Here is a 16,076-nt window from a genome sequence, read left to right as displayed (position 1 = left end):
TCAATTACAATTCGTTCGCAAACTTACGCTATAGTTATGACCCTTTATTAATGGATCAATATAAACAATCTCATCCGCAGAACATCTCTTACATTCAATTATACTGAATTATATACACAATAACTATTTATTTTTAATTTAGGTCCCAATAAGCGCCAAATACAAGTCATAATCCACTGAAATAAGTGCAATAAACAAAAAAAAATGGCAAACCAACTGTAGTTGGTCCCCATTTATTTGTCATAATACCATAATTATTTCACGGCCACAAAAAACAATCTAGTAGCATCATCTGTTGCCGGGGTCCATTCGAAGTCAGCATAACAGCTCACCTCGCGGAATCCACATTTTAATAGCTCACTTTTGATCCACTGCGGATCATACGCTCGCTGAATATGTGTCTCTTCAAACCGCCGGTACATATCTACCCCGTTTTCCTCTTCGCGTGCAAATATCGTCAAATGATGCTCTATTTCATTCCTTGTATCGTCCCGTTCACAAGTCCAAATATAAGATACAGAACGCTCATCCCAAATAAAGGGCTGTTCCTCCTCATACCGGATCAACGTATTCGGATGATGTACATCGAATAGAAAAGTGCCATCTTGCTTCAGACCATCGTAGGTACGCGCAAATGTACGAACAACATCCTCTTCTTCAAGTAGGTAGTTTATACAATCACAGAATGAAATAACAGAATCAACAGGCTCTGTAGACTCCCATTCCGTCATATCCTGCTGTACCCAGCGGACGCTACCCTCACGGTATAAACGAGTTCCCTGCGTTGTACTATCCATTTTGCGGCGAGCAACCGACAGCATGTCTGCTGATATATCAATTCCCGTCACTTCAAAGCCAGAGTTCACAAGTGGGATCGTAATACTTCCCGTGCCACAACCAAGCTCCACAACGGTTTTCGGTACACCATGCCGTTCCCATGCCGTCTGTGCAAAACGAACCCAATCCGGATAAGGCATATCCTCCATCAGTTCGTCGTATACATAGGCAAATTTACGATATGAAGCCATGCTGTCACATCACTTTCTGGAGCTTATTCTCCGCTTTCGCTCTCCTCATTCTCGGGTTTCACAAGATAGGTCCAGCTCTCCTTCTGCGTAACCTTACCTTCCTTCATCAGCTTACCGATCGCACGCTTGAACGCCGATTTACTAATGCCAAAACGCTGTTTGATCAGGTCAGGAGGTGTTACATCGGAGAAAGGCATTCCTCCACCAGGACGTTCTTCTAAATAGGCCAAGATCCGTTCAGAATCTTCATCTCGTCCAACTTCCTTACGAGGCATCATAGATAGATTTACTCGTCCGTCCTCACGGATGTGGGACACACGAACTTTAACCCGTTCACCCAGTCGTAACAAGCGGCTCCGTTCAGAGGAATGAATCATTCCGATGACACCAAACCCAAGGACACCACCATCTACGATAACGAAGGTCCCCATCTGTAATGGCTTGTACACCGTAGCTTCTAACCACTGATTATTCCAGGTCGTAGGAACATGGAACGTAAGCGGCGACAACTCATATTCTCCAGCTAATTTAGCCTTTAGACGTCCTTGTTTGTCATGGTCCATAATTACATAGACATGATCACCAATCTGCGGGTGGAGTTCAGGAAGTTCTGGAAGTTCCCGGATCGGCAATAAGAGTTGTCGACCGAGTCCCATTTCTAGAAAACACCCTAGTCGCGGATGGATATCAGCGACTTCTAGGAGAGCAAGCTCACCCAGTGTCAAATAAGGCTTCTTCATCGTAGCCCCCAGTCGACCTTCTGTATCGTGATACAAGAACACTTCAACAGTTTGACCTGGTTTCACTGGATGAGTGACCTCAGAATAATGGAGTAGAACATCCTGTGTTCCCCCACTTAAAAAATAGCCATAAGGTGATACTTCCCTGTCAATCGGCAGGGACACCATGGTTCCCGCGATTAGACTCATACGTTGTTCACAACTTTGGCGTCAGACCACAACCGTTCGATATTGTAGAACTCACGCTCATCACGATGGAATATATGCACAACAACATCTCCTAAATCCATCAGGACCCAACGTGCAGAATCCATTCCTTCGATCCCACGAATTACGGATCCAGATTCATGGACTCTCTTCCGGATTTCAGTGGCAATCGCTTGAACTTGTGTATCTGAATTCCCGTGACAAACAACGAAATAATCTGCGATCAATGAAATTCCTTGTAAATCGAGTGCTACGATGTTCATCGCTTTCTTATCTTCTGCTGATTGTATCGCTATATTTAACAATTGTTCTGGTGATACTGTCATTTAATCAACCTCCTAGGGATATCGCTCATAAAATTGTTATGAAGAGCAAGGGCAGTCGGAATGATTCAGACTTACGATCGCTGTTGCCCTGTGATTATCTTGATTATATAACACCCTAAAGGGTTATAATCACATGGCAAAGGCGAACGCTTCGCTTCTTCAGTTCCGAATCACACCTCGTGCCCCTAACATCACAAGATTAGAGCTTGTAAATAATAAACTTATTCTGCCCAAAATAACACTTGGGTAGAAACAAAAACATTAGCGGGAAAAGCTCCCGCTATTATAAACGATATGACTCTTACATCCTAATTAACTGGAAAAATTCCAGTTAATCCAGCAAAATTTCGCCATAATAGCTCGTTATGCCAAATTTAGTGGGAGAATTTCCTGTTACTCATACCTATTACAGTTATGCGGTATATTACATGGAGAATTTCCTGCTACTCCTAACTATAACAGCTATTCAGTAGATTACATGGATGATTCCCTGCTACTATATGGGAGTGCTATCGCTTAAGACCTTGAATTAAGTCATTCCGAGCGAGCATTGTGAGTGGGAAGATGACTTTGCGCTTCTCGATCAAGAAGGAGATCGTAGAATCAAATCCAGCGATCAACGCCTCATCAAGACTGTGCTCAGCCAAATCGCGGATCTTATCTACACCTGGGAAGTCCCGCCCCGGTTCGATATAATCAGCCAAACAGACGATTTTGTCAAGTAAGGTCATACCAATTCGGCCCGAGGTATGGTAACGAATGGCATCCAATACTTCAGGGTCTTCCACCCCATAATCCCGCCGCGATACAAAAGCAGCAACTTCAGCATGCAGTAACTGTTTATCGTGCTGGAGTAAATCAGTATTAAGGTTGTTATCCCGCACTACGGCTACCTGTTCCCCGATGGGCCAATATTTGGCCAAATCATGTAACAATGCTGCCAAATCGCCCTTTTGTGGATCAGCACCGAACCTTTCACACAAAAGGACCGAGGTTTCCATAACGCCCTCAGTATGCTTCCAGCGTTTAGCAGGCATTCCACTTGATACGGCTGCGATTAGCTCATCCCGAGTGTATTCCATACAATCCGCTCCTCGTCATATATTCATACACCTGTTCAGGCACCATGTAACGTACTGACCTACCGGCAGCCAGGCGACTTCTGATTAAGCTTGACGAAATATCGACCAGCGGCATTTCCGCTAAAGATACTGATTCTTGGATGAAGGACGGTAACGTATCCAACTCTAGAAAGCTACCGGGTCGCTGTAAGCCGATAAACTTAAGCATTTGTGTCAGTTCCTCGATACCTTCCCATTTAGGGAGATAGTTTACCATATCCGCACCGATGATGAAATAGAGCTCCAACTCAGGATGTAGTTTCCTGATTTCCCTTATCGTATCAATGGTGTAGGAGACCCCACCTAATCGCAGTTCAATATCGATTGGTTTGAAAGCCGGATGGTTCTGGGTAGCTGCTCTCACCATCTCCAGCCTTTGCTCTCCGCTCACACCTGCTTGATGCTTATGTGGAGGTATATGAGAAGGCATGAACCATACCTCTTCTAGTCGATATTGTTCTAGGGCCGCTTCTGCAGCCAGCAGATGACCTAGGTGAATCGGATCGAAGGCGCCTCCAAGAATTCCGACTCTCTTCATATTCCGTCCTCCCACTTCAGCTTAAGGTAGCTCGATTTGTTTGTGATCGCGCGATTCCTTATAAAGAATGATCGTTTTGCCAATGAGTTGTACAAGCTCAGCATTTGCTCCAGCCGCTAATTCCTCAGCAATTTCTTGAGGGTTATCCATATTGTTGTTCAGAATCGAAATCTTTATCAATTCCCGCTTTTCGATGGCTTCCGAAATATGCCGGATGATTTGTTCATTCGTTCCTCCCTTGCCTACTTGAAATACAGGCTGAAGTCCGTGTGCCAAACTCCGTAAATAACGTTTTTGTTTTCCACTTAACATGTTCTTTCAAAACTCCTTAACTAGCAAAATAGAATTTCACATTCTTTATTATTTATGCAAACTATCCATAACTGCCTTACGCATGAAGTCGATCGGAGCGGAACATCCGGTCCAATACTCGAATGCATAGGCACCTTGATATAAGAACATACCTAGACCGTTATGGATTTGACAGCCTTTTAATTCAGCATGACGTAGCAATTCAGTCTTTAATGGATTGTAGATAAGATCACTGACAATAATTCCATTAGGTATTAGATCAGGATCTATCGGCATCTCCTCGATATTCGGGAACATGCCGACAGAAGTCGTATTGATTACAACATCAATACCTTGAATATATTCCTTAACGCGATCCATACCGCAACCAGCAATGTTACCAAGATGAGATAAATCGGTAGCCAGCTCTTTAGCTTTCTGTTCCGTGCGGTTTGCAACAACTACGCTTCTTGGCTTCTGCAGGAGCAACGCATAAATAATTCCGCGTGCTGCTCCACCAGATCCTAATACTAATACCGATTTCCCTGATAAATCAGGAACAACTTCCTCTTGTAGGGACCGGATATATCCGATTCCATCTGTATTGTATCCAATCAACCGACCCTCATCGTTCACGATTGTATTGACCGCGCCAATATATCGAGCCCCGTCATCCAAGTGATCCAAATACTTCATCACTTCCACTTTATGTGGAACAGTCACATTGACACCACGAAATCCAAGTGCCCTGATCCCTTTGATGGCCTCCTCCAGCTGATTGGCTTTCACATGTAGAGGCACATATTTACCATCTATTCCGCAGGCTGCAAGCGCAGCCCCATGTATCGCGGGAGACTTTGAATGAATAATGGGGTCACCCATTACACCCAGTAACAGCGGTAGTCCGCCTTGTCCCATTCCGTTTTCACCCATAGTTTCTCCCCCTAGCTCTCTTGGTAAACAGCGAATTACCCAAGTATTCTATATCAAAGAAGGACGCACCATCACTTTTAGTCCTTTCGGAACGTGTACAGCTACAACAGCTCCGGTATCTCCATTGATCTTAATCCAACCGAGTCCAGAGATAAAAACATCAGATCGACTTCCTTTGGCAATCCGAAATTCATGACGGGTCCACTCAGGAAGTTTAGTCAAATTCTCTCTACTTGGCGGAGCCAGCATTTCCCCAGCATGAGTTGCAAATAGTTCATCTGCTCTCTCCAGCTTCGTCCGATGAAACGGAATACGTCCGCTGACAAAACAAGTGAAGGATTGACGATCACCTTTAATGAAATCAAAACGACCAAATCCACCAAAGAAGATGCTTTGTCCTTCATTCAATTGATATACTACGGGTTTAAGTGGTTTGTCCGGCATAATGATACTCAAATCCTCTGGACTCACCAGCTCACTGTAACGTGAAGCATACATAATCCCTGGTGTGTCAATGATGGACCCACCGTCATCAAGCGGAATATGCACCATATCCAACGTTGTTCCAGGATAACGAGAAACCGTAAGCTCTTGGTCTAGGTCACTATAATCGTGAATGAGTCGGTTAATTAGTGTCGATTTGCCGACATTGGTTGCACCAACCACATATACATCACGATTATCACGATGGGTTGCCACAGCATCCAGAAGTCGATCGAAGCCACTGCTCTGTTTCGCACTGCAAAGGATGATATCCTCTACTTTTAGGCCCAGTTCCTTCACTTCTTTTTGTACCCAGTTCTTAACCTTGTTCCAATTCGTTACCTTAGGCAACAGATCGGTCTTATTGACCGCTAGCAACACCGGGTTGTTACCCACGAACCGCTTTAGTCCAGAAATAACGCTACCTTGAAGGTCAAAAATATCGACAATGTGAATGACGAGCGCTTGACGTTCACCTATCTGGCTTAGTAGTCGCAAAAATTCATCCTGCTCCACTGTTACTGAAGAGGATTCATTATAATTCTTGATACGAAAGCATCGTTGACATATAACGGGGTCCTTCTCTAACGCTTGTACAGGGGTATATCCTGGTTTGTCTTGCTGCTCGCTCTGCAATTGGATGCCACAGCCACTACAGCTTAGAGCGCCCTTTGCGCTCTGTTCTTCTGTCATTTGTTCTTTTCCTCCTCCAGCCATTTTCCATGCTTACCGAGTCTCCGTTTCACAATTCGCTCCAACTGACGGTTAATACGAGTTCCCCATCCTTCTTCGCCGATCGCAATCGGAAGCACCAGTACAGTAAATAATCCGAGACGATTGCCTCCATATACGTCAGTCATCATTTGATCGCCAACTACAATCGTTTCGTCGGAACTCAAACCCATCAATCCCATCGCTCTGCGAAAAGGTGAACTTGATGGTTTTCTTGCGGAATGCACGAATTCGATATTTAAAGGGTTGGAAAATATCGATACCCTATCCATATTATTGTTTGACACAATGACAAGTTTAAACCCAGATTCCTTCACCTTTTGTAACCATTCCATAAGTTCAGGTGTGGCCAATGGGGCTTTAGCTCCAACCAGGGTATTATCCAAATCCGTAATGATGCCCCGATAACCCTTGGCATAAAGATCATCCAAGTCAATATCGAACACGCTATCCACGCGTAACTTTGGCATAAATCTCTCAAACAAATACGTTCACCTCGGTTTCATACGACAAACTATACCATAATCTATCCCCAACTTCCTCTTATTTTATAAAAGAAAACGTCCTGAGCGCAAGGCATACAGGAACGTTTCCAATTTAAATTAAATTTGAGGAGCAGATTATGTTCTACGAACGGCATTACTTGATCCCTTTAGAATCTGCCGTGTCAGATTTTGCACAGATCGCCATTCTTCAAGTGTTACAGCATCTGGACTATAGTTTGCTTTCTCAAACCGCAGGAGCAGAAGATTCAAAGGTTCACTTAACTGTGGCTGTTCTAATGTCCAACGTTGGAATGATTCCCTCATGGTTTCATGATCGGCCCGTGACCAACCTCTTCCTCGCAATTTCTTCATGATGCGCTGTGTTTCAAAGATAATTTTGTCTCCCCATGTTAATGAACGACCCATTCGTAACCGCAGAAAACCAAAGTATAATGCAGCGTGGAATCGATAAATTCCTAACAATAATATACCTGCCGCCACTACAGCGATGATCGCTTTTTGGATACCGGGACCAAGGTAAGAGAGAAAACCTGACTTCTGTTTATTTTTGCCGGCCTCTTCTAGCAGGACCTCAGCAAGCGTCTCCTCACTGTCATCCTTCGTAGTAAGAATCGAAGCGCTATAACCAGAAGTAGCTTCAAAAGGAATCCATCCGTATTCTCCGAAATACAGTTCAGCCCAAGAATGAGCGTTTGCATCCGTTACTCGGTACTCTCCACCCATAGATTGCTGAATTTGCCAAGGAAGATGCTGCATTTGTTCATAATCAGGTAAGCTACCCGAAGAATATCCCTTGACCCATCTTGCAGGAACGCCTAACGAACGTGCCATCATAACCATAGCGGTAGAGTAATAATCACAATAGCCTTCCTTAACTTCAAACAGAAACCCATCAACGAAATCCTTACTCTTTTTCAAAGATACATCAGGTTCGTTTGTATACTCATAATTTTCACGAAGATACTCCTGAAGCAGTTCCATCTTCAGATACGGGGTAGATGCGACATCTGTGATTTCCTCAGCTAGATCCACTACTCGTTGCGGAAAACCTGAAGGAATCTGTAAGTAGTCCTTTTCAGTCGAATTACTGTAAAGTGATTCGTAACTAGCACTTCGAAGTTCCGCGATTGGAATAATCGGGACTTGGGAGACTACTTTATATTTCTTAGGGTAGCCTATTAACGAGTTTTCATTGATTTCTGTGTCCAAGTGTATCTCTGACTCTCGATTTGCCCAGAACAGATTTACGGGGAGGTTAACTACTTCATACCCAACATCCTTGGTATCCTCGCTATCATCTATTAGCTCTACACTTTGAATAGCATAGCTACCAAATATGACAGGATACTTATAATCCGTTTGCATTGTAAAAGTCTGTTCAACTGTTTGTGTTTCTAACTTGCCAGATGAGCCATTTGTTAGAATGCCTCCAGGAGCATAATGTTCCAAATCTCTTGCCTCAACTGTGAGGTCACTCCAACCTTTACCCGTGTAATTCCGGCGTGTCTCACCACGCCAGTAGGACCTTACCGGCGAATCTACTGTCATAACCGTGTTATAACTAAATTCAAAGCCATCCCCAAGTTTAGCATCGTCTCGACTATAACCAGATACGGTATCCTCAGTCGTTATTGTATTACTAAACGCAGTTGAATCACTCGATGCTACGAGTCCTACTTCCCCCCCAGAACGCTTATCGGCTTTAATCCAAGCAGTATAAGGATCGGTTAGTATCGGGGACACTACTGGCATACTAATACCTATCAATTGAATACAAGCAAAGATGATTACAATGCTTATGACCATCTCTAAAGGATATTCCAATAACCGTTTCCAGCCCTGCGGATATGTAAGCTGAAACTGGACAAAATGGAGACTTAATAACCACCCGAGACCTGCAAATACTGTCCAAGCTACATTTTCCCATAAATAAGTAGAAGTAAATGAATCCAATATCGCAAATGCAACTAGATTAAATCCTAAAAAGATTAAAATTCGTACTCTATCATGGAGCAGGCGGAGCAAAATTTCGAACAATGCCCAAGCAAACAAAGAGAACCAAATATAAGGTGTGAATTGTTGCGCCATCCCCAGAAACTGATCAGGAAACAGGGGACCTTGGGGTACATATACGTCATAGTAAGTCAGGACAATACGCCAAACTGCAATTAATGCAATGGATTTGATTATCCACCGCCAAGGAGGTTTCAATGGTACCGGTATCTCGATCAAAGAGATCACAATCAACGTTACAATAACTAAGGTTGACGTCTGCTCTAGCCAGATAGGCTCAGAATATTGAATCCACTGCATCGCGATGACCATCAGCCACAGCATACTAATAACACGGTACCACAAGACATTCCTTAATACGTCCTGTTTATACATGACGCCTACCTCCCATAGCAGCAGGAAGATCTTGAAGGGAGGAGACATAAGTTCCTTTTACGCCTCGTTCCGATAAGAGTTCTGATCTTCGGAAAGTAGCGGTTCTACTTCGAGTCTCCGTAGCATGACCCGGAACCCCAATCTGAATATGGTAAGGTATCATTTGTCGACCTTTCACCCAGTTCATAATACTGAGTGCTTGATCATCTTTCATCGGACTGATTAGAATGAAGAATGATCCCGAGGGGAAGCATTGCTTGTTTGCTTCTAATCTCTCTCTATGTTTGCCAAATCCGTCGTTATGAATATCTACCATATGGTGTATCATTTGTTGTCGTTCCAAATAATTTTCGGCTGGGGCAAAACTCCGAAAATTTTTCCCGAGTGTACATAACCCCATACTGATCCGCTCCCTGGCCCCATACTGGAGCAGAGAAGTAACCGTAGAGACCGCCAATTCGAACTGTTCTGAATGCTTATAATTCATAGCGTGTGCATCCAATACCAGCATTGTCTTTGGAAGTGATTCATGTTCAAATTCTTTCGATTTCCACGTTCCTGTCTTAGCGGTAGCGTTCCAGTGAATCCGTGAAATTCGATCACCATAAACATAATCCCGTACACCGTTGATTTGTGTTGCTTCTCTGCGGGATAACGATGTTGCCATCTCTGGTCCAGCCAGTCGAGAATTCTTACTGTATAACTGCCAATAAGGAATAAAAACAGTCCGGGGAAGAATATGAAACTTCCCATCCGTCTGAAATTCCCCCTTATTTTCCATTAGGCCAAAAATATCTCTAGATATACACTCCGTGGAAGAAAAAACGTATTTACCGCGCTCAAGCGGCGGAGTCTGATACGATAATGAAGCTTTTCCCTGACTAAGGGGAATCACGCTATCTTCGAAAGCCCACGATTGACCATTATGACGCCGAAGTAACTCCCGAACAACAATATATGGAAGCGGTATCATTTGTGGTAGGTTAAGAACTAGTTTCACCTGAACTTGATCTCCGGCCTGTAGATGTCCACGATCACCTTCGAGCGATAGCGTCCTAGTTCCCTTAATACGCTTAACACCGCTAAATCCACCAATAACCAAGTAGGCAGCCAAGATCGATACCATGGCAAATAACATAAACGATGTTTTCCCGCCCTGAAATAATAAATAAAACAAACATATTAACCATACGGATGCCACTTTCCAGAATTTAGTGGAGGTTAATCCTGATTTGAACGAGCTCATCACCGCTCGCATGATCAACGTCCTACTGACACCGGTACGTTTGCCTGCTGTAAAATTTTCTGCAGGACAACGCCCGAATTCATGCTATCCATACGTGAGTCAGGACGCAATAAAATGCGATGCCCAAGCACATATGGAGCTAAAGTCTTGATGTCATCCGGTAATACATAATCACGTTCTTGTAAGAACGCATAGGCTTTAACCGCCATCATAAAGGCGAGAGACGCACGTGGACTTGCACCCAATAGTACTGCTTCATGTTCGCGCGTACGACGAACAATAAACAACAAATAATCGACCAGAGACTCATTCATATGCACTTCACGAATCTGCGACTGAATCGCCGTAATTTCCTCCATCGTTGTAACCGGTTGAAGCTGGTCGACAGGTTGACCCTGGCTGTGCGAATGCAACATGGTCTTCTCGGTTCCCTCATCAGGATATCCAATGCCTAATTTCATCATAAATCGGTCTAGTTGTGCTTCCGGTAGCATGTAAGTTCCTTCGAAATCGATCGGATTCTGAGTAGCACAAAGCATGAAGGGATGGGGTAGTTCATGTGTTATTCCATCCACAGTAACACAACGTTCCTCCATAACTTCCAGTAGCGCAGATTGAGTTTTTGTGGTCGCACGATTGATCTCATCCGTAAGCAGAATATTCGTCATCACTGGGCCTGGTCTAAATACGAAACGTTCTTCATGAGGATGGAAGATAGACACCCCAGTAATATCACTGGGTAGAATATCAGGATTACATTGAATACGTCGATAATCACCACTCATTGATTTTGCCATCGCTTTAATAAGTTGGGTTTTTCCTGTTCCCGGTACATCCTCAATCAACACATGACCGCCTGCAAGTAACGCTGTTAATAGAAGATTGATCTCAAATGATTTCCCCAAGATGCAAGATTCCAAATTGGATCTGACAGCAGCTAACGTTCGAATAGATTGTTCATTAACGGGCATGTATTTTTCCTCCCCAGACCATAGAAATGTCCATACAGTGTATGATAACTCACTCATGCTGTATATTTCTTCCTATAACCTATTGTACATGATCTGAGAGTGTGAAAGATACTTTAGCGCTCCACTAAATATGATAAAAAGTAACGATTTTTAAGTATTTATCCTTTTGGTCGGACGACTAATGCTGCTAGAAATGAAAAAATGATCGCTGCGGAAATACCCGCACTGGTGACATCGAATATCCCCGTAATTACGCCTACCCAACCATCTCTTTCCAGCTCGGTTAATGCTCCATGAACTAAGGCGTTACCAAAGCTGGTAATTGGCACTGTAGCTCCTGCTCCAGCAAATTTCACTAAAGGATCATACCACCCCAAAGCATCAAGTACCGCTCCAGCCACAACTAGGCTACTCATGGTATGTGCCGGTGTTAATTTCAGCACGTCAAACATCAGTTGTCCCACTACACAGATCAAACCACCAATTACAAATGCCCATACAAAAATCATAATCTGATCTCCTCACTTTCTAGAGCCACTGCGTGCGCTATACATGGAATGCTCTCCCCTTGCTGATACGACAAAGGAGATAACAGAGCACCTGTTGCAATGATAAGCACACGATTTAGTTCTCCGCGTTTTATTTTTTTTAAGATATGGCCATAAGTGACTACCGCAGAGCATCCGCACCCACTTCCACCTGCTATAACAAACGGCTGCTTCTCTCGGCTGTAAATCATCAAACCACAATCACCAAATTCAGTCTGTTCCATGGACACACCGTCTTTGTCCAAAAGCTCCTTTACGATAGCATGTCCAACAGAAGCCAAATCTCCCGTTACAATCAGATCATAATCTTTCGGCCCCCGACCCGTGTCGCGAAAATGGGAAATAATCGTATCCGCAGCAGCCGGTGCCATAGCGGCCCCCATATTAAATGGATCCTTAATTCCTAGATCCTGAATTCTTCCAATTGTTGCATGGGTAATCCGTGGACCAGTACCCTTCGAAGATACAACAGCGCATCCTGATCCCGTCACGGTATATTGAGCCGTTGGAGGCTTCTGCGACCCATATTCTGTCGGATAACGAAACTGCTTCTCTACCGTACAGTTATGACTAGCCGTACCCGCAAGCACATTTATTGCGTTACCTGAATCAACGAGCAGTGCAGCGAGAGCTAAGCTCTCCATAGACGTGGAACAAGCGCCAAACACACCCAGATAAGGCGCAGATATTCTCCTTGCAGCAAAGGTCGCACTTATGATCTGGTTCATCAAATCGCCACCAATAAAACACTGTAAATCCTCTTTTGCAATCCCCCCATGAACTAGTGCTAGTGCAGCAGCATGCTCCAATAGCTTACGTTCTGCTAATTCCCAGGTCTTCTCATCGATTTCTAAATTATCGTAGCTAAAATCAAAATCTCCGGATAAGGGTCCCGCATTCTCATCTGGGCCAACAACAGTTGCCGCCCCAATAATGATCGGTTTCGTGGGGAACTCCCATGTTTGTGACCCTTTTAGCATATTTAATGGGCCCCCCCTAAACCAAATATCACATGGATTACACCAACAACAAATGCGGCTACAACACCAAATACGATGACAGACCCAGCCAGTTTAAACATATTAGCCCCTACACCTAACACTAATCCTTCAGGTCGCGACTCTAATGCTGAAGAGCACATTGAATTGGCAAATCCGGTGACCGGTACTGCTGAACCAGCACCTGCCCATTGAGAGATTTTATCGTATACACCGAGTGAGGTCAGAATCACAGAAATAATGATCAGGATAGCAACCGTTGGATTTCCAGCTTCCTTAGACGACATACCCGCAAACGTCATGAATAACTGCGTAATACATTGTCCAATTAAACAGATAAATCCGCCAACTAGAAAAGCCTTTAAACAATTACCCCAGATATTTTTTTTGGGACTATGTTTATCGGCGATTTGCTTATAGTCCTGATCCGTCAGCAACACTGAATTCATTTTTAACCGCGACCCAGGTTTCGATTTATTGGGCATATGACCATCCCCCTGCTCAAATTACGTTTTTTCTGAATGCTGTGTATTCATTATTTGTCATTTTCATGTTTGTTATGTTTGGTAAATCATCCATATAGAAACCTCGCAAGTACAACTCTCTACGCATAAAAAAACAGTGACTCCCTCTCATGGAAAAGGAAACTCACTGTTTGGATAACTCTAATTCTCATACGTTTACCATTATAGACATAGAAGAATAATAACCAGTAAAATAAACAGAAGAAGGATCATAATCCAGTCCTTCGAGTATCGTTCCATCATACTTTGCCTCCCTATTTTACCTTAAAACTTGCTGTAGTATATGTATCTAGGTAGTGCATCAGTGCGTGTCCGTTACGCATATAAAGGTTCATGGACAATCCATAAAAGGTGGTACATACTATAATGTACTGAGAGGAGAGAACAACATATGAATGAACAAACATTAGCGCTTTTTAAACATTTAACAGAATTCCCTTCAGCTCCGGGTTTTGAACGTGAGCTTCGTGCTTCAGTCAAAGAAAAGCTGTCAGCTTACACTGAAGAATTCGTACAAGATCGGCTAGGCAGTATATTTGGTGTGCTCCGGGGAGATGAACAGGGTCCCAAAGTAATGGTTGCTGGGCATATGGATGAAGTGGGATTTATGACAACAGGAATTAGCGATAACGGAATGATATCTTTCCAACCACTTGGTGGCTGGTGGAGTCAGACTGTATTGTCACAAAGACTGCAAGTTATTACAGAGCAAGGACCCGTTGTTGGGGTTGTAGGTTCGATTCCAACTCATTTACTTGATGAGTCTCAGCGTAATAAGCCTGTAGATATTAAGACCATGTATCTTGATATCGGTGCAGATAGTAGAGAAGAAGCAGAAAGCTGTGGTATTAAACCGGGGTTACAAATCGTTCCCATCTGTGAATTCACACCATTAGTCAACCCGAAGAAAATTATGGCCAAAGCATGGGATAACCGTTATGGTGTTGGACTTGCTATTGAGTTGATGGAGGCACTGCATCAGGAGAAATTACCTAACATTCTGTATTCCGGGGCAACTGTACAGGAGGAACTTGGACTTCGTGGTGCACGGACTGCAGCAAACCTTATTCAACCTGACATTTTCTTTGGTCTGGATGCGAGCGCGGCAAATGATATGACTGGAAACAAACAAGTCTTCGGTAAATTGGGTGAGGGAGCATTGCTACGGATTTATGATCCAACCATGCTTACACACCGGGGATTGGTGGAGTACATTCAAGATACAGCTGACACGCATAAAATCAAGTATCAATATTTCGTTTCTCCAGGTGGAACGGATGCTGGACAAGTTCACTTAAGCGGAATCGGTGTTCCATCCGCAGTCATCGGCATTTGCTCTCGCTATATTCACACCTCGTCTTCCATTATCCATACGGACGATTACGCCGCAGCTAAGGAACTGCTGATCAAGCTCGTTCGCGGATTGGATCGGACTACGCTGAACACGATATTGGAGCGTAGCTAAACGAAAGATAATAGAGAATAAAAAGCTTGTAAAGCTGGGAATCCAACTTTACAAGCTTTTTAGCTTTACTCTAGAAAAAATTGCATTGTCCGATCCGACGACCCAGGCAAATACTCATGTCCGAAATCAGGATAAATAACAAGTTTCTTTTTCGTATTCATTTTATTGTAGGCTGCAAATTGCGTTGACGGCGCACATATTGTATCCATCAATCCAACGGACATTATAACTTCTCCTTTGATCCGTTCAGCCAGAAACTGTATATCAATATATCCGAGCTTCTGAAACACTTCATGTTCACGCTCATGCAACATATCATAATAGCGGAAATATGTACGCAGCTCCCCATAAGCTTCCTGATCCAAGTCCATGTCCCATGTGCGCTTGTAATCGCTAAGAAAAGGGTAGATCGGAGCCAACTTCTTCACCCTTGGCTCCAACGCAGCACAAGCTATTGTAAGTCCTCCTCCCTGAGATCCTCCCGCTGCATAAACGCGCTCAGGATCGACTTCAGGCAGTTCCATCGCTATTCCGGCTAATTGTGCCGTATCCAAAAATATGTGGCGGAATAGCAGTTCATCCGGATGATTGTCCAAACCACGGATAATATGTCCGTGATGGGTATTTCCCTTCACGCCACCAACATCCTCCGAGCTTCCTCCCTGACCGCGGCAATCCATGGCAAGCACAGAGAAGCCTAGCGAGGAGTAGACCAGCTTCTCGCCCCAATCGCCGGAATGACCGGAATATCCGTGAAACATTACCACAGCCGGATGAGGGGCTTCCGTATGCATGGGACGTACATATTTCGCATGAATTCGCGCCCCCTTCACACCGGTGAAATACAAGTCGAAGCATTCCGCATTTGGCGCTTGAAAGCTACTAGGCACAAGCTCTACCTGCGGATCAACTGCGCGCATCTCCGCGAGAGCCCGTTCCCAATACTCATCAAAATCCGCCGGGCGTGGATTAGTTCCTTGATAGGTTCTCAATTGTTCTAATGGCATATCGATAATTGGCATAGCTCTTCT

17 protein-coding genes are annotated in these 16,076 nt (G+C 43.9%); 1 reads left to right on the top strand and 16 read right to left on the bottom strand.

Annotated elements, in window-relative coordinates:
* Positions 1-254: 254 nt before the first annotated feature.
* From EJP82_RS11705 to spoVAC, 15 genes are all read right to left on the bottom strand, one after another.
* A complete protein-coding gene (locus EJP82_RS11705) occupies positions 255-1,028 on the bottom strand; it encodes a class I SAM-dependent DNA methyltransferase (RefSeq protein WP_127192245.1) in 774 nt (257 codons plus the stop codon).
* 23 nt (positions 1,029-1,051) lie between these two features.
* On the bottom strand, positions 1,052-1,957 hold the full coding sequence (locus EJP82_RS11700; RefSeq protein WP_127192244.1) for a CvfB family protein: 906 nt from the start codon (positions 1,955-1,957) through the stop codon (positions 1,052-1,054).
* Positions 1,954-2,301: a ribosome silencing factor gene (gene rsfS / locus EJP82_RS11695; RefSeq protein WP_127192243.1), complete on the bottom strand. Its 348-nt coding sequence runs from the start codon at positions 2,299-2,301 to the stop codon at positions 1,954-1,956. The genes EJP82_RS11700 and rsfS overlap by 4 nt, the downstream gene beginning before the upstream one ends.
* Before the next feature lie 509 nt (positions 2,302-2,810).
* Entirely contained in the window at positions 2,811-3,383 is a 573-nt protein-coding gene (gene yqeK, locus EJP82_RS11690) for a bis(5'-nucleosyl)-tetraphosphatase (symmetrical) YqeK (protein ID WP_127192242.1), read from the bottom strand.
* Positions 3,364-3,960, bottom strand: coding sequence for a nicotinate-nucleotide adenylyltransferase (locus tag EJP82_RS11685; protein WP_127192241.1), 597 nt, complete (start codon positions 3,958-3,960; stop codon positions 3,364-3,366). The genes yqeK and EJP82_RS11685 overlap by 20 nt, the downstream gene beginning before the upstream one ends.
* A 21-nt stretch (positions 3,961-3,981) precedes the next feature.
* A complete protein-coding gene (yhbY, locus tag EJP82_RS11680) occupies positions 3,982-4,272 on the bottom strand; it encodes a ribosome assembly RNA-binding protein YhbY (RefSeq protein ID WP_127192240.1) in 291 nt (96 codons plus the stop codon).
* 48 nt (positions 4,273-4,320) lie between these two features.
* Entirely contained in the window at positions 4,321-5,184 is an 864-nt protein-coding gene (gene aroE / locus EJP82_RS11675) for a shikimate dehydrogenase (protein ID WP_127192239.1), read from the bottom strand.
* 48 nt (positions 5,185-5,232) lie between these two features.
* A complete protein-coding gene (gene yqeH / locus EJP82_RS11670; protein ID WP_127192238.1) occupies positions 5,233-6,360 on the bottom strand; it encodes a ribosome biogenesis GTPase YqeH in 1,128 nt (375 codons plus the stop codon).
* Positions 6,357-6,884 carry a YqeG family HAD IIIA-type phosphatase gene (locus EJP82_RS11665; protein ID WP_127192237.1) on the bottom strand — a complete coding sequence of 176 codons (528 nt, stop codon included), beginning with the start codon at positions 6,882-6,884 and terminating at the stop codon, positions 6,357-6,359. The genes yqeH and EJP82_RS11665 overlap by 4 nt, the downstream gene beginning before the upstream one ends.
* 135 nt (positions 6,885-7,019) lie before the next feature.
* Entirely contained in the window at positions 7,020-9,293 is a 2,274-nt protein-coding gene (locus tag EJP82_RS11660) for a transglutaminase TgpA family protein (protein WP_127192236.1), read from the bottom strand.
* Positions 9,286-10,551, bottom strand: a complete 1,266-nt coding sequence (locus EJP82_RS11655) for a DUF58 domain-containing protein (protein ID WP_127192235.1) — start codon at positions 10,549-10,551, stop codon at positions 9,286-9,288. Before EJP82_RS11655 ends, EJP82_RS11660 begins: the two co-directional genes overlap by 8 nt.
* 2 nt (positions 10,552-10,553) lie before the next feature.
* Positions 10,554-11,510, bottom strand: a complete 957-nt coding sequence (locus tag EJP82_RS11650) for an AAA family ATPase (protein WP_127192234.1) — start codon at positions 11,508-11,510, stop codon at positions 10,554-10,556.
* A 158-nt stretch (positions 11,511-11,668) separates the two neighbouring features.
* Complete coding sequence (gene spoVAE, locus EJP82_RS11645) at positions 11,669-12,019, bottom strand: stage V sporulation protein AE (RefSeq protein ID WP_127192233.1); 351 nt, start codon at positions 12,017-12,019, stop codon at positions 11,669-11,671.
* Entirely contained in the window at positions 12,016-13,038 is a 1,023-nt protein-coding gene (gene spoVAD, locus EJP82_RS11640) for a stage V sporulation protein AD (protein ID WP_127192232.1), read from the bottom strand. Before spoVAD ends, spoVAE begins: the two co-directional genes overlap by 4 nt.
* 2 nt (positions 13,039-13,040) lie before the next feature.
* Entirely contained in the window at positions 13,041-13,541 is a 501-nt protein-coding gene (gene spoVAC, locus EJP82_RS11635; RefSeq protein ID WP_127192231.1) for a stage V sporulation protein AC, read from the bottom strand.
* Between the two features lie 430 nt (positions 13,542-13,971).
* Between spoVAC and EJP82_RS11630 the strand changes: the two genes are divergently transcribed.
* Positions 13,972-15,045, top strand: coding sequence for a M42 family metallopeptidase (locus EJP82_RS11630; protein WP_127192230.1), 1,074 nt, complete (start codon positions 13,972-13,974; stop codon positions 15,043-15,045).
* Positions 15,046-15,110: 65 nt separating this feature from the next.
* Here the strand turns inward: EJP82_RS11630 and EJP82_RS11625 are convergent, their stop codons facing one another.
* Positions 15,111-16,067: an alpha/beta fold hydrolase gene (locus tag EJP82_RS11625; RefSeq protein WP_127192229.1), complete on the bottom strand. Its 957-nt coding sequence runs from the start codon at positions 16,065-16,067 to the stop codon at positions 15,111-15,113.
* Between the last annotated feature and the right edge of the window lie 9 nt (positions 16,068-16,076).

Origin of the sequence: Paenibacillus anaericanus, from assembly GCF_003994475.1 — a bacterium.
In the GTDB taxonomy this organism is placed as follows: Bacteria; Bacillota; Bacilli; order Paenibacillales; family Paenibacillaceae; genus Fontibacillus; species Fontibacillus anaericanus.
This window is presented reverse-complemented; position numbering and strand designations above follow the sequence as displayed.

What these genes read in the sequence shown, in the direction of transcription:
- EJP82_RS11705 (WP_127192245.1), bottom strand. Translation starts at nt 1,028, where the DNA reads ATGGCTTCATATCGTAAATTTGCCTATGTATACGACGAACTGATGGAG.
- EJP82_RS11700 (WP_127192244.1), bottom strand. Translation starts at nt 1,957, where the DNA reads ATGAGTCTAATCGCGGGAACCATGGTGTCCCTGCCGATTGACAGGGAA.
- rsfS (WP_127192243.1), bottom strand. Translation starts at nt 2,301, where the DNA reads ATGACAGTATCACCAGAACAATTGTTAAATATAGCGATACAATCAGCA.
- yqeK (WP_127192242.1), bottom strand. Translation starts at nt 3,383, where the DNA reads ATGGAATACACTCGGGATGAGCTAATCGCAGCCGTATCAAGTGGAATG.
- EJP82_RS11685 (WP_127192241.1), bottom strand. Translation starts at nt 3,960, where the DNA reads ATGAAGAGAGTCGGAATTCTTGGAGGCGCCTTCGATCCGATTCACCTA.
- yhbY (WP_127192240.1), bottom strand. Translation starts at nt 4,272, where the DNA reads ATGTTAAGTGGAAAACAAAAACGTTATTTACGGAGTTTGGCACACGGA.
- aroE (WP_127192239.1), bottom strand. Translation starts at nt 5,184, where the DNA reads ATGGGTGAAAACGGAATGGGACAAGGCGGACTACCGCTGTTACTGGGT.
- yqeH (WP_127192238.1), bottom strand. Translation starts at nt 6,360, where the DNA reads ATGACAGAAGAACAGAGCGCAAAGGGCGCTCTAAGCTGTAGTGGCTGT.
- EJP82_RS11660 (WP_127192236.1), bottom strand. Translation starts at nt 9,293, where the DNA reads ATGTATAAACAGGACGTATTAAGGAATGTCTTGTGGTACCGTGTTATT.
- EJP82_RS11655 (WP_127192235.1), bottom strand. Translation starts at nt 10,551, where the DNA reads ATGCGAGCGGTGATGAGCTCGTTCAAATCAGGATTAACCTCCACTAAA.
- EJP82_RS11650 (WP_127192234.1), bottom strand. Translation starts at nt 11,510, where the DNA reads ATGCCCGTTAATGAACAATCTATTCGAACGTTAGCTGCTGTCAGATCC.
- spoVAE (WP_127192233.1), bottom strand. Translation starts at nt 12,019, where the DNA reads ATGATTTTTGTATGGGCATTTGTAATTGGTGGTTTGATCTGTGTAGTG.
- spoVAD (WP_127192232.1), bottom strand. Translation starts at nt 13,038, where the DNA reads ATGCTAAAAGGGTCACAAACATGGGAGTTCCCCACGAAACCGATCATT.
- spoVAC (WP_127192231.1), bottom strand. Translation starts at nt 13,541, where the DNA reads ATGCCCAATAAATCGAAACCTGGGTCGCGGTTAAAAATGAATTCAGTG.
- EJP82_RS11630 (WP_127192230.1), top strand. Translation starts at nt 13,972, where the DNA reads ATGAATGAACAAACATTAGCGCTTTTTAAACATTTAACAGAATTCCCT.
- EJP82_RS11625 (WP_127192229.1), bottom strand. Translation starts at nt 16,067, where the DNA reads ATGCCAATTATCGATATGCCATTAGAACAATTGAGAACCTATCAAGGA.